The sequence below is a fragment of the Albimonas pacifica genome, assembly GCF_900113695.1.
Taxonomy (GTDB): domain Bacteria; phylum Pseudomonadota; class Alphaproteobacteria; order Rhodobacterales; family Rhodobacteraceae; genus Albimonas; species Albimonas pacifica.
The window spans coordinates 15,185-28,279 of record NZ_FOQH01000021.1; the positions used below are offsets into that span (position 1 = coordinate 15,185).

The 13,095-nt window shown below is 69.7% G+C and carries 12 protein-coding genes; 6 read left to right on the plus strand and 6 right to left on the minus strand.

Annotated features, from left to right (window positions below; all coding sequences use genetic code 11):
• Positions 1–7 precede the first annotated feature (7 nt).
• Positions 8–1,360 carry a tyrosine-type recombinase/integrase gene (locus tag BM064_RS25515; RefSeq protein ID WP_092866086.1) on the minus strand — a complete coding sequence of 451 codons (1,353 nt, stop codon included), beginning with the start codon at positions 1,358–1,360 and terminating at the stop codon, positions 8–10.
• Between the two features lie 304 nt (positions 1,361–1,664).
• The gene (locus BM064_RS25520) at positions 1,665–3,266 is read right to left on the minus strand and encodes a hypothetical protein (RefSeq protein WP_092866089.1); all 1,602 of its coding nucleotides are present in this window, start codon (positions 3,264–3,266) and stop codon (positions 1,665–1,667) included.
• A gap of 193 nt (positions 3,267–3,459) precedes the next feature.
• Here BM064_RS25520 and BM064_RS25525 point away from each other — a divergent pair, with 193 nt between their 5' ends.
• Positions 3,460–4,776 carry a hypothetical protein gene (locus tag BM064_RS25525; protein ID WP_092866092.1) on the plus strand — a complete coding sequence of 439 codons (1,317 nt, stop codon included), beginning with the start codon at positions 3,460–3,462 and terminating at the stop codon, positions 4,774–4,776.
• Positions 4,777–4,855: 79 nt separating this feature from the next.
• Here BM064_RS25525 and BM064_RS25530 read toward each other — a convergent pair whose 3' ends face one another.
• Together BM064_RS25530 and BM064_RS25535 are read right to left on the minus strand one after the other, a co-directional pair.
• Positions 4,856–5,590 (minus strand): hypothetical protein, encoded by a 735-nt coding sequence (locus tag BM064_RS25530; protein WP_092866095.1) that lies wholly within the window; start codon positions 5,588–5,590, stop codon positions 4,856–4,858.
• A 528-nt stretch (positions 5,591–6,118) separates the two neighbouring features.
• Positions 6,119–6,934 carry a DNA adenine methylase gene (locus tag BM064_RS25535; RefSeq protein ID WP_092866098.1) on the minus strand — a complete coding sequence of 272 codons (816 nt, stop codon included), beginning with the start codon at positions 6,932–6,934 and terminating at the stop codon, positions 6,119–6,121.
• A gap of 122 nt (positions 6,935–7,056) precedes the next feature.
• On the opposite strand from BM064_RS25535, the gene BM064_RS25540 reads away from it, so the two are divergent.
• Entirely contained in the window at positions 7,057–7,446 is a 390-nt protein-coding gene (locus BM064_RS25540; protein ID WP_092866101.1) for a hypothetical protein, read from the plus strand.
• A 4-nt stretch (positions 7,447–7,450) separates the two neighbouring features.
• Here the strand turns inward: BM064_RS25540 and BM064_RS27205 are convergent, their stop codons facing one another.
• On the minus strand, positions 7,451–8,230 hold the full coding sequence (locus BM064_RS27205) for a S24 family peptidase (protein WP_143103465.1): 780 nt from the start codon (positions 8,228–8,230) through the stop codon (positions 7,451–7,453).
• Between the two features lie 253 nt (positions 8,231–8,483).
• Here BM064_RS27205 and BM064_RS27860 point away from each other — a divergent pair, with 253 nt between their 5' ends.
• Together BM064_RS27860 and BM064_RS25550 are read left to right on the plus strand one after the other, a co-directional pair.
• Entirely contained in the window at positions 8,484–8,831 is a 348-nt protein-coding gene (locus BM064_RS27860; RefSeq protein WP_092866104.1) for a helix-turn-helix domain-containing protein, read from the plus strand.
• A complete protein-coding gene (locus BM064_RS25550) occupies positions 8,828–9,226 on the plus strand; it encodes a hypothetical protein (protein ID WP_092866107.1) in 399 nt (132 codons plus the stop codon). The genes BM064_RS27860 and BM064_RS25550 overlap by 4 nt, the downstream gene beginning before the upstream one ends.
• A gap of 39 nt (positions 9,227–9,265) precedes the next feature.
• Here BM064_RS25550 and BM064_RS25555 read toward each other — a convergent pair whose 3' ends face one another.
• Positions 9,266–9,652: a hypothetical protein gene (locus BM064_RS25555; RefSeq protein WP_092866110.1), complete on the minus strand. Its 387-nt coding sequence runs from the start codon at positions 9,650–9,652 to the stop codon at positions 9,266–9,268.
• A gap of 257 nt (positions 9,653–9,909) precedes the next feature.
• On the opposite strand from BM064_RS25555, the gene BM064_RS25560 reads away from it, so the two are divergent.
• Positions 9,910–10,752 carry a ParB/RepB/Spo0J family partition protein gene (locus BM064_RS25560; RefSeq protein ID WP_177236401.1) on the plus strand — a complete coding sequence of 281 codons (843 nt, stop codon included), beginning with the start codon at positions 9,910–9,912 and terminating at the stop codon, positions 10,750–10,752.
• Positions 10,752–12,914, plus strand: coding sequence for a DDE-type integrase/transposase/recombinase (locus BM064_RS25565; RefSeq protein ID WP_092866116.1), 2,163 nt, complete (start codon positions 10,752–10,754; stop codon positions 12,912–12,914). The genes BM064_RS25560 and BM064_RS25565 overlap by 1 nt, the downstream gene beginning before the upstream one ends.
• Positions 12,915–13,095 lie beyond the last annotated feature (181 nt).

Consider the following 13,095-nt stretch of genomic DNA (forward strand, 5'->3'; position numbering starts at 1 on the left):
GATACAGCTATGGATGGTCAGTCCCCAAAATGCCTGGAACCGAGGAAGCGCTCTTGGAGAGTCCGAGATGTTCCTCCCACCTCCGGGACGCCTTCTCGCGCTCGCGTATGCGCGGCTCGCGGTCATAGATCGCGCGCAAACGCTCCGGCCGATGGTTCAGCATGATCTCGGCAAGTTCCGAGTCGACGCCGATCCGGGTCAGGCCGGATCGGAACGAGCGTCGCAGGTCATGCAGGGTCCAGCGCCCCTCGACGCCTTCCGCCTCGGCCAGCATGCGGAGCTTCGGTTCGAGCTTCGACCAGCCAGAGACAGGCGTCCGACCGTTCGACGTGAAGACCCAGGGACAGCTTTCATGGCGTGGCTGAGCCGCGATGATCGCGCGCGCCATCGGGCCGAGCGGGACGGGATGCGGCACGCCGTTCTTCGCCTCCTCTCCCGGAATGCGCCACCAGGTCAGCGTCTCGTCGAGGTCCTCGAACCGCATCCGGGCTGTTTCCGTTCGACGTTGTCCGGTCAGGGCTAGGATGGTCACGACGTCGCCAAGCACCTTCAGGCCCCCGCCCGGGCCGGAGGCCGCGGTCCTGCAGGCGCGCAGGAGGGCACGCAATTCGTCGTCGTCGAGCATGCGGCCGGGCGTCTTCAGGCGCTCCATCCGTGTGGCGCGGCGCTGGCGCATGCCGGCGAGCGGGTTCGCGTCGATCAGGCCCTCGTCCGCGGCCCAGTTCAGGAAGGTCGCCGTTTTCTGCCGTAGCGCCTTTGCGGCGCCAGGCAGGCCATCGGCTTCCAAGCCGGAGACGATCCGGGCGACATCCGTGCGCGCGATGTCCTTCAGGCGGATGTCGCCGAGCGCAGTCGAGGCGTTGGCATCTCCAAGCAAACGCCGACGCAGCGCACTGACCACGTTGACCCGATCCCGGACGCCTCGCCGGGCCAGGTACGCGTCATATGCCGCCAGCCCGTCGGCGAGCCGAGGCTCCGCAGCCGCACGTTCAGCCTCGCGATCCCTCGCCGCTTCCGCCTCCAAGGCCGCCTTTCGCTCGGCGGCAGGGTCGCGTCCAACGACGACGAGGCCGCGCAGTCGCTCGGCCTCGCGTCGTGCGTCCGCGAGCCCGACCGCTGGATAGGTCCCGATCGTGACCCGACGCAGCGATCCGGCGCGACCGCCGGCGGTGCGGTACGTGAAGCGCCAGGATCTGCCGCCTGTCGCGCGGAGCCGAAGCGACAGGCCGCGCGCCAGGCTGTCATGGAGTTCCCGCTCGCCGCGTTCGGGCGGCATCGCATCCTCGATCCGCCGAGCGGTCAGCCGTACCCTGGAGGCGCCCCTCCCGGTCGCTTCCGAAATCGCCTCGTCCATCCTCATCAGCGGCCTCCCGAGCTTCGCCAGGCGTGGTCGCGAGCCCGCCCCGGGGGCACACCGGGGGAACACGCGACCGACATCGGGAGGAATGTTGCTGAATGCGGGTAAAGGATTTGCTTATAGATTCCAGAGGGATGTGAAACCTCTGGTATCGTGAGGAATGACAGTGAAACGCCGGTTCCGGCGTTCACATCGCTGGGGTCACTGGTTCGAGCCCAGTACCGCCCACCACTTCCTTCCAGGAAATGCCGGACCTGATCGACCGACGCCGCCCTCCGGGGCGGCGTCGCCGTTTCCGGGGCCGGGCTCAGCCGGCGGTCGCCGAGAGGTTCTCCAGGAACAGCCAGCCCGGCGTGCGCCGGATCACGCGCAGCTCGAGGCCCAGGGCCTCGGTCTCCTCGATCATCCCGTCGCGCGCCTTCGCGTTGGAAGGGCACAGCGGCACGGCCAGGACCTCGGCCTGGCGCAGGGCGTCGCCGCTCTCGCCGTAGACCCAGATGTAGACCCCCGACAGCGGCGCCCCATCCACCAGCAGCCACAGCGCGTTGGTCAGGTCCATCGCCAGCATCCGCCGGCCCGCCATCCGCGGATCCTCGCGCACCGTCTCGGCCGCCTCGGAGAGCATCATCACGTAGTGGCGGTGCAGGCTGCAGGGGGGCAGCGTCTCGCCCGCGATCGCGACGGGCTCCTGCGCGCGCTCGGGGTGCAGGGGAGAGATCACCCGCGGCCCGCTCTCGGGCGCGTGCCAGACAAGGTCGGAGGCCGCCTGGGGCGCAAGGGCGATCATCTCCGGCCGGTCGATGTAGGCCAGCAGCAGGCTGCGCTGCGCGTTCACCGCGATCGGCGCCGCCCAGACCAGCAGCACCACGGCGATCGTCTCCAGCGCCCGCCGGCCCGAGCGGCCCAGCACCTTCGCCTCCTCCGGCAGCCGCGGCGCCAGCGCCAGCAGCAGGAACGGCAGCGCCAGCAGGCCGGTCAGGTCGTTGCCCCAGTTCTGCCAGGCCGCCAGCGCCACCCCCAGCACGTAGAGCGCCACCGACAGCGCCTCGCGCCGCAGGCCCCCGCGCAGCAGCGCCAGCGCCGCGACCAGCGCGCACAGCATCAGCGGCGCCGCGACCGGCGAGCTGACGATCCCCCAGAACGAGGCGCCCGGCTGGGGGCGCACCTCGGAGGTCGCCACGTCCCACAGGTCGGCGGCATAGGCCGCGGTCGCCCCGGCCCCGCCCAGCGCCGCCGCCAGCGCGGCCATCCCCGCCAGCGCCACGACCAGCGACAGCAGCGCCGCCCGCGGCCGCCCGCCCAGCAGCAGCCAGCCCAGCCACATCGGGCCCAGCGCCGCCACGAAGCTGATCTTGAGGAAGGCGACCAGCGCCCCGGTCAGCCCCAGCGCCAGCGCGTCGCCCCAGTCGACCGCCGCCCCCAGCCGCCGCGGGGCCAGCGCCATGATCGGCGCGACCACCACCATCGCCGCCCAGCCCCAGCGGTTGTAGCTGAGCGCCAGCGTGGACCCGAGCCCGGTGTCGTCGACCATCAGCGACGAGGCCAGCAGCGTCGCGAAGGCGCCCAGCGCCAGGGCCGCGACGAAGCTCAGCCGCGTCGCCGCCAGCCAGGCCGCCAGAAGCGCCGCGATCGCCGCCACGGTCCCGTTCGCCAGCGCGATCGCCCGGCCCGGCGGCGCGTCCCAGACCGCCATCGCCTCGAAGGTCAGCGCGCCCAGCGGCGTGCGGAAATCGATATGCGGCGCCTGCCCCATCCGGGTGCGCTCGATCCCGTCGAGGTAGTGCAGCGTGTCCACCTCGAAGGTGGTCACCAGCACCCGCCCGGCGCCCGTCGCCAGCCCGAATTCCAGCGCGGCGAGACCGAGGAGGATCAGCGCCGTCCACAACGGGCGGGCGTAGGTCTGGGTCATCGGCGGAAGGGCCCCTCGGCGGCGCGGCCCGATACGCGAGCGCCCCTCGCGCGCCGCGGCGGGCGGGGCCGGCGCCCCCGCGGCCCGGCCATTTGGCATGAGCGCGCCCTTGCGCGAAAGCCTCAAGTTCCGTTCACTCGGCCCCGCGCCCGCGCCCCCAAGCGTTCCGTTCCGCGGGCAGGGAGACCCCGTCATGTCCCATCCCGCAGCGGCGCCCGAGGACGGCCCCGACAGCGCCCCCCCCGCCCCCCAGACGGTGGAGGAGACGGGCATGACCCGCGAGTTCCTGCTGGAGCTGATCGTGAAGGTCATGTACCGGCGCGGGGCCGAGACGGTCTCGGCGGTCTGCGGCATCGTGCGGATCTCGCCCGGCATCCTCAGCGACCTGTTCGAGATGCTGCGCGAGGAGCGGCTGATCCAGACGCTGGGCAGCCTGCGCGCCGACGTGCGCGCCGAGATGCGCTACGAGCTGACCGAGATGGGCCGCCTGCGCGCGATGGAGGCGGCGGGGCGCATGGACTACGCCGGCCCCTGCCCGGTGACGCTGGCCCAGTTCCGCGCCGTGGTCGCCGCCCAGTCGGTGAAGGACCACCGCATCGGCCGCGACAAGCTGGAGCGCGCCTTCGCCAAGCTGGTGACGCCCGCGGGGGTGCTGGACCGTCTGGGCCCGGCGGTGAACTCGGGCCGCTCGATCCTGCTCTACGGCCCGCCGGGCAACGGCAAGAGCTCCTACGCCCACGCCCTTTCAGTCGCGATGGAGGGGGGGATCAACGTCCCCTACGCGATCCTGGTGGACGGCGAGCTGATCTCGGTCTTCGACCCCGCCCTGCACCGGATGATCCCCGAGGAGGATCCCTGGACCCCGAAGGACCTGCTCGAGCAGGGCGCCCCGGACCTGCGCTACGCCCACTGCGTGCGGCCGGCGGTGGTGACGGGGGCGGAGCTGACCACCGACATGCTCGACCTGCGCTTCAACGCGACCTCGCGCACCTACCAGGCGCCGGTGCACATGAAGGCGGTGAACGGGGTGCTGATCGTGGACGACCTCGGCCGCCAGCGGCAGACCCCGCAGGCGCTGATCAACCGCCTGATCGTGCCGATGGAGGAGGGGGTCGACTACCTCTCCCTGCAATCCGGCATGAGTTTTCAGATTCCCTTCGACACGCTGATGATCTTCTCGACCAACATCCCGCCCGCCCAGCTGATGGACGCCGCCGGCCTGCGCCGGATCTACTACAAGATCATGATCGAGCGCCCCAGCCAGGCCGATTTCATCGAGATCTTCCGCCGCGTCTGCAAGGCCCGCAAGGTCGAGACCTCGCCGGAGGCCGAGCGCTACATCACCGACGTGCTCTACCCGCAGAGCGGCCTCGACTTCGCCGCCTACCACGCGGTCTACGTGGTGGACCAATCCATCGCGAGCTGCGATTTCCACGGCGTCCCGCGGGTCCTGCGCCCGGATTTCATGTCCGACGCCTGGTCCAACCTCTCGGTGATCGAGGACGCCTGACGGCCCCGCGTCCGCCGGCGCCTCGCTCCGGACCGGTCGGGCGGCGGCGCCGGGGCCGTCGCCGGCGAAGGCCCGGGCCTCAGGCGGCCCTGCGCGGCTCCACCAGCCCGGCGAGGCTCTCGGCGCCGGCCCTGGCCCGGCGCTCGACCCGCCGGGCCTCGTCGCGCAGCTCGGCGTCGAGCCGGCGCGCCAGCTCCCTGCGCGCGCGGCGGCCCCGGATCTGCTCGGTGCGCGCCCGGCGGGGCAGCCAGGCCCGCCGCCCCTCGAGATGCACGACCGAGAACACCTGCCGACCGGCCACCAGCAGGGCGTCGCGCCCGCTCTCGGCGGCGACGGTCAGGGTGGCGCGGCGCAACTCGCCCGCGCCCGCCTCGCCCTCGAGCCCGAGATCGTCGATCGCGCTGTCCATCAGGTCGCGGAAGCTGCCGAGGTCGCGGCACTCGCCGCTCGCCAGCGGCCCCTTGCGGGTCGCCTGCAGCCCGTCGCCCCGGGCCCTGCGCGAGTCGCTGTTGCGGTCGCTCGCCACGGCCGAACGGGTCTCCCATCGCGGCCCGTGGCCGACGCCGCGCCCGGGCCTCTCGAACTCCAGGTCGGCGATGACCGAGACCACGTCGATCGGCTCCGCCCCGAGGTTCGAGACCAGCAGATGCGCGCGGTCGTCGTCCCCCGCCGCCCGGCTGATCAGCAGGTTGGAGCGCCGCTGCCGGCGGAACCCCGCCAGCAGAAGGTGCAGGTAGACGATCCAGACCGCGGCGGTGACCACCTGCACCGCGATCTGCACCAGCGTGGAGTGCTCGGATATCCATTGGATCATGGCCCCCACTTGGCCCATGCTCCGCCCGATTCAACCCGCCGCCCGCGCCCGTCGCCCCGGCGCGACGCCGGCCACGCCCCGCAAAGCGCCTGTTCTCCGGAGCCGTCTCTCGCGGATGCCGACCAGAGCGACTCGCCCCCTTGTAAGGCGCAGGTAATGGTGGCAGTGGGGGCGTATTTCCGAGATTAGGCGAGCACAGGCCGGCACAGCCGAGAACCGTTGAGCACCAAAGCGTTAGAGGGCGCAGCGTGAGCGGCGGCGGCTGGGTGAGCTTCAGGCGGCGCGCAAGGAAATGGTGGCGGGGCGCTAGGCATCAGTCGCGGTCGGCGGCGAAAAACCCAATGAAGTCAGTGGAGGCGCTCGGAAAGGTGGGATGCGGATCGCGGGTTTGGCGACTTTCGTCCCACCTGACGTTTTCGCCGTAGATTCAATGCCTTCTGCCGACGCCGCAGGCTGCCCTAGCAATCCGAGGTGGGATGCTCCGAGGCCTGCGAGTTAGCGTCGTGGAACAGCCCTTCAACAGGGCTTTCAAGGGCAGTCGGAGATCAGCAGCTCGGCCCTCGGCGCGGCCTTCGCGGCGGCCTGGCGGCTGATGCCGTAGGTGGTCTCGACGACCTGCAGCTCGAAGGCCCCGAACAGCTCGCGGATCTCGGGGACGTCGTTGATGGACATCACGAAGCGGCCCTGGAGGCCGGCGAGCTGGTCGGCGAGGCGGGCGAAGTCGTCCCGGCCGAAGAGCGTGCGGCCATAGTCGTCCTCGGAGCCCCAGTAGGGCGGGTCGAGGTAGAAGAGCGTCGCGGGCGCATCATAGCGGCGGATGAAGTCGCCGAAGTCCAGGCACTCGATGATCACGCCGGCGAGGCGGACGTGGAGATCCTCCAGCATCGGCTCCAGGGTCGTGAGATTGAACGTCCCGGGGCGCCCGCGGGAGACGCCGAAGGTGCGGCCCTCGACCTTGCCCCCGAAGGCGGTGCGCTGGAGGTAGAGGAAGCGGGCGGCGCGCTCCAGGTCGGTGAGCGTGTCGGCGCGGGTCGCGACCAGGCGCTCGAACTCGGCGCGGGTCGTGAGCTGGAAGCGGAGCGTCTCCAGGAACTGGGGATAATGGCGCTGGAGGATGCGGAACAGGTTGGCGACGTCCCGGCCGCGGTCGTTGATCACCTCGGCCCGAGGCCTGGTGGAGCGGCGCAGGAACACGCCCCCCATTCCGACGAAGGCCTCCGCATAGGTGTCATGGGGGATCTCGGCGAGGCGCGCCACGATGCGCTTCGCCAGGTTGCGCTTGCCGCCCAGCCATGGGGCGACGGGGCGGACGGGATCCACGGGGGAGAGGGCGGCGTCAGGCATCGTTCATCCAGGCGAAGCAAGGGGCGGGATAGAACATACAGGGAACGCAAGCGACGGCAAACCGCCTTCCGCAATGGCGACGCCCGTGAGAGACTGGCGGCGCCATTTGGAGGACGAAAGCCATGAGATCCGCCCTGCTCGCTGCCTGCGCCCTGGTCGTCGCCGCGCCCGCCTGGGCGCAGGAGCCAGGAGACTCGACCGCGGAGGCGAAGCGAGAGCTCAGTGACGTCGTTGGCGAGAAGACGATCCGTCGCTGCGAGGGACTTTGGCCGGCGTACCTGGTGTTTACCCAAGACAGCAGCGGGCTACTGAAGCTCGACTTCTGGCCGCTTCATGAAGAGATATCTCGGATTGGCCATCGCGTCGTCGTGGAGCGCAAAGGCGTCCACTATGTCGTCTCCGACTCGGAGGTTGTCGAGCTGAACGACGACGGGTCGAAGGTGTACAAGTGCGAGAAGGTCGGGATGGATCTGTACTTGATCCTCTCAAAGCTGCTGGAAGAGGCAAGCTAGCCGACTACTCGCGCACCGTATGGCACCACCATATGACGTGGCCGATGATGCGAAGTCCGTCAAGTTCTGCGCGAACGTATACTTCCGGACTGTAAGAGCCGCTATTTTCGGAAGAAATTACCAACGTATCATCGGTAGGACGCTCCGCCCATTTCACTCGGGCTTCCCCATGGTGCTCCAGCGCGATGAGATACCTAGTGTGAGCGCCGGAGGCGCGCTTCCGACCAATCGGAACGTCAACTCGGGACGTATCAAGCAAGACGATGTCGGTGTCGAACAGCATCGGCTGCATGCTGTCTCCGCGCACGCGGACGAGCCTGGCATCCCGAGTTGCCAACCCGACCTTCTGCATCCATTCGCGCCGAAATCGGAGGTCAGTCCCGACAGCTTCGCCGCGATTGATGAAGCCAGCACCAGCTGCGAGCTCAACGTCGTGAAGTGGTACGCGCACAAATTCGCTATCAGATATTGCAACTAAATCGCGCTCGTTAAGCGAGGCGTTCGACATGTCAAACCGAAGGCCAAGGGCATCAGAGATGACCTTTGCACGCCCGATAGTAGGCTCAGTGCGCTTCTTGTCTTGTCGGATCACATTCCGGATGGCGTCGCGGGGTAAGCCTAGCTGCTTTTCCAGAGCATAAGGGTTCTCCCCCAGCTCTTTCAGCCGGGCTCGGACCATCTCTGCAAACTGATCGCCGACGCTTGTCACCTTCGGGTTATTGCCCGAAAACGCCTCGCTTGACAATCGGGCAATAACCCGAATACGACTTGGGTAATAACCCAAGATGTCCTATGGAACCCGAGCAGATCATCAGGCTCCTCCGGCACGTCGGCGCTGCGAAGGGGTGGAAGGACACCACGGTGGGCACCTATGCGGTAAACGATGGCAAGTTCATCGGCCGCTTGGCCGCCGGAAAAACCTGCACCCTCAGCACCGTGCGAGATGCCGTGCGGTGGGCTTCCGAGAACTGGCCTGATGGCGTCGAGTGGCCGCGAGAAGTTCCCCGACCCTCGGCGAAGCTGCGGAGGGCGTCCTGATGTTCGCCTTCCTGCGCCGCGCCGATCCCTCTCCTGGCTCGCTTGACGACTGGGTTGCCCGCACGATGGACCGCTTCATGGGTGAGCACCCCGAGCTCGGTCCGTTCGTTCAGCCCATCACTGCGGCCGCCGCCGAAGGCGACGTGATGGGCATTCGGCTCCGCGAAGAGCGAAAGCGGCTCGGCCTGACCCAGATCCAGCTGGCCGAGCATGGCGGCGTCAGCCTCTCGTCTCAGAAGCTCTACGAGAAGGGCAGGTCGCCAGCTTGCACCTACCTCGCGGTCCTCGACGGCATCGGCGTCGACGTCCTCTACGTGCTGACCGGCCGGCGGGAGGCTCCGCGATGACCGCCCCCCGCCCCACCCTCGGCGAGGCCGCCCGCCCCATCGCCGCCGCGAGCGTCTGGTGGCAGGGCCGCCCGCTGGACGTGACCGCCCGGCACTTCGTGGCCGCGACGGCGCAGGCCGCCGGCGTCTCCGAGGCGGAGATCCTGGGCCACGGCCGGGGCGAGCCGGCGCGCTGGCGGCGTCTGGGCCTCGCGGCCGCGGGCCGCTGCGCGCACCTGACCTGCGCGGCGGTGGCCGAGGCCTTCGAGCGAGATCCTTCGGCGGTCGCCCACGCGATGACGGCGACGGCCCAGGCCGCCGCCAGCGACCCCGAGGTCGGCCGGCGCATCGCCGAGATCCAGTGGCGCGCCATGGAGCTGGCCGTCCGCGAGCTGATGGAGGGCCCCGCGAAATGACGATCTTCCGCCACCCCCAGCTGCGCGACGAGATGTTCTTCAGTCCTGATCTTCTTCGGGCTCTGGAGGCCGGTTCCTTCGTCGAACCATCTGCTCAAGGAAAGCGGCTGTTTCGCAGAGTTCTAGCTCGGGCAGGACTGCCCCTGGCTTCAGATCATAAACTTCGAGGCAGCCTCGAAATTGCTCAAGCGAAAGTAGAGCGATATCGACGTTTACGGCGTCAGGCTCTTCGTAAGATCGGGCCAGGCCGATGAGCGCCTCTGTGATCTTGAGCAGCGCTTCCTTCTCGATCAGCCCCTTGTCGATCAAGGCGGCTGCGACCGCGAAGGATGCCCAGTGCGCATTGGCGGCCAGGGCCATGGTGTCGGACAGCTCTCCGTCCAGGCTGTCGAAGTCGCTCCAGTCGGGAGCAGGCTTCCGCTTCATCGAAATCGTCTCCTTTTGCTTCACCCAGAAGGGGATGACAGGCGTCGAGGGGCGTTCCCCCGCCTCTCGACGCCGCCACTCTACCACGGGCCCGACGTGGCGGAAGCCGCGGCGCCAGACCTTGTGCCGGAGGGCTGCCTGATGGCCCGCGTCCGCGCGTTCCTGCGCCGCCTTGAGGACGAGCCGCTGGCCGATGCGCTCGGCCTGGCCTGCCTGATCCTGCTCGGCCTCGTCCTTCTCGCCATCGGAGACCTGCTGTGAACGACCTGCTGCGCATTCCCGTCGACCTGATCGACCTGGGCGACCGTCTGCGTCCGGTGAAGCCGGAGCCGGTGGAGCTGCTTGCGGCCGACATCGAGATGCAGGGCCTGCTGCAGCCGATCGTGGTGACGCCGGCAGGCGAGCGGTTCGTCCTGGTGGTGGGCGCCTACCGCCTGGCGGCGGTGCGCGAGCTGGGCTGGACCGAAATCCCGGCGACGGTCGTGCGCGACCTCGACGAGGCGCAGCTGCGCTTCGCCGAGATCATGGAGAACGTCGACCGGCAGGAGCTGTCGAAGCTGGAGCGGGCCGAGTTCCTGGCGGAGCTGGACGCGGTCTGGAAGCGCCTGAACCCCAGCGCGCGCCACGGCGGCGACCGCCGCAGCGCCAACGTGCGGGCGAAGCGCGAGGAGGTTGCGAAGGGCTCCGATCAAGACGCAATTTTTGCGCTTTGTTCTGATGTCGCTGAAACCGTTGGACTTTCGAAGCGCGCGCTGCAGCTCGCGATCGAGATCGCTACGAAGCTGACGCCCGACACGAAGGCCCGCGTCCGCGGCACCCGGTTCGAGGATCACCAGGGCGAGTTGCTCGCGCTCGCAAAACTGGACGCCGAGACGCAGGCGAAGGTCTGCACCGTGCTGTTCGCGGACCAGCCGAAAGCCTCCAGCGTCGCCGACGCAGTCTTCCTCGTCCGTGGGCAGGAGAAGCCGGCGGGCGGCAAGAACCTGATGGGCCGGCTCAACGCCAACTGGGGTCGCATGCATCGGAACGAGCGGTTGCTCTTCGTGCGCAGCCACAAGGCCGAGATCATGGAACTGGCCCAGGCGGAGGGCTGGTTCTGATGCTCTGGCTCTCGGCCCGGGAAATCGCGGAGGCGGCGGCGGCCGGGCTGATGCCCGGCATGCCGACCACCAAGCGCAACGTGAATGCGCTGGCCGACCGCGAGGGCTGGGCGCACACCCCGCAGGCGCGCCTGCGCGGCGGCCGGGAGGGGGGCGGTGGGCTGGAGTACCACGTCGACCTCCTGCCGCCTGCCGCGCAGCTCGCCTGGTACAGCCACCACCTGAAGGTCGAGGAGGCGGACCTTCGGCTGGAGGTTCTGGACGGCCCGGTGGACCCCGCGATGGACGCCCGCCGGGTGATCGTCGGCCTGGCGGAGAAATTCCGCTGGCAGACGCTGATGTCCCAGACGGCCGCGGATTCGATCTTCTGCGCCCTGTTCAACGCCGGTTCCGTGGGTGTTCCTGGCTGGGTATCCGAGCAGGCGCAGAGCCTCTCGACCCGCACGCTGGCGCGCTGGCGCAAGGCCGCCGCCGAGGGAACGCGGGCGGGCGCTCGCGGACGTCCGAAGGGCTCGGGCATCCTCGACCGCGCCGATGGCGGCGAGGTCCGCAACCTGGTCCTCGCCCTGATGGCGAAGCACCCCCTGATGAACGTCCGCCAGCTGCGCGAGCGGGTCGAGCGCGTCTACGGCGCCTCGCTGGAGGTGATGGACGAGACGACGGGCGAGCTGAAGCGCGTCCCGCTGCCCAGCCTGCGCATGTTCCAGGTCGCCGTGGGCGAGTGGAAGAAGACCCACCGCAACGTGCTGATGCGCCTGACCGATCCGGACGGCTACCGCTCGAAGGTCGAGTTCGTGGCGACCGGCACCCAGCGCGCGGACCGGCTGAACGAGGTCTGGCAGATCGACGCCTCGCCGGCGGACGTGATGCTGATCGGGGGGCGGCATTCGATCTACGTGGCGATCGACGTCTACTCGCGGCGCGCCATCGTGCATGTCACGCGCACGCCGCGGGCGGAGGGCGTCGGCGAGCTGATGCGCAAGAGCATCGACAGGTGGGGGGCGCCCGAGCGCATCCACACCGACAACGGCTCCGACTTCACGGCGCGGTGGACGCAGGCCTTCTTCAACCACATCGGCACGAAAATCGAGCTGTCGAAGCCCTACGAGCCGCGCTCGAAGGGGATCGTCGAACGGGCGATCAAGACCTTCCAGCACGAGCTGCACGGCGTGCCCGGCTTCATCGGGCACAACGTCGCCGACCGGAAGCGGATCGAGAGCCGAAAGGCCTTCGCCGCCCGCCTGGGCGCCAGCGACGTCGAGCTGTTCGACGTGCAGATGGACCTGGCGCAGTTCCAGGCCTGGGCCGACGACTGGGCGGAGAACCGCTACGCCCACACGCCCCACCGGGGCCTGGGCGGCCGCACCCCCTTCATGATGGCGGCCTCCTACGCGGGGCCGGTGCGTCGGGTCTCGGACTCCAGGGCGCTGGACATCCTGCTGGCGCCGGTCGCCAGCAACGGCGGCATGCGCCGGGTGACCAAGCAGGGCGTGCGGATCGACGGGGCGCAGTACCTGCCGATGGGCGCCCAGCCCGGGACCGACGTCCTGGTGCGCATGGACCCGGCCGACCTCGGCCGCGTGATGCTGTTCAGCCCGGCGGGCGACGAGTTCATCTGCGATGCGATCTGCCCGCAGCTGGCGGGCCGGGATCCGGCCGAGGTCGTCGCCGCCGCCCGACGCGTGCAGAAGGCCGAGGAATCGCCGGACGTCGCCCGCGTTCGGACGAAGAAGAGCGTCCTGCGGGATCTCGCCCTGATCGAGATGGACGGCGCCGGGCGCGCCTCGGCCGAGCTGGTGGCATTCCCGCAGCGGGGCGAGGCGCACACCACGCCCGCGCTGGACGCGGCGTCCGAGGCCGCCGGGCGCCGCCGGGCGGCGGAGCCCTCGCGGCCCGACCCGGACGAAGCGGCGAAGCACGCCGCGTTCGTCGCGGAGGTCCGCAGCCTCAAGCCCCAGCAGAAACCCGAGAGCCCCAAGCAACGCTACCTGCGCGCCCGCGCCCTGCAGCAGCGGATCGAGGCGGGCGGCGAGGCCACCCCCGACGAGCGCTTCTGGCTCGGCGGATACCAGGACACCGCCGAGTGGGAGAGCTTCGAGCACCTGGTCGATGCCTTCGGCTTCGACACGGTCTTCCCGAACCAGGCCCGTCAGAGCGGGTGAACCGGCCGCCGGCCCGAGGCGCAACAGCGGGCCGGCGGCGCACCAAGAAGAGGCGAGAGCAATGTTGGACGACACCCCGACCTACGGCAGCATCGCGCCCCTGCGCAACGTGCAGGCGCTGACGGAGTTGATCAGCCGCGTTCAGGCACGCCTGGACGGTCTGCCGGGCATGGCCTGTTTC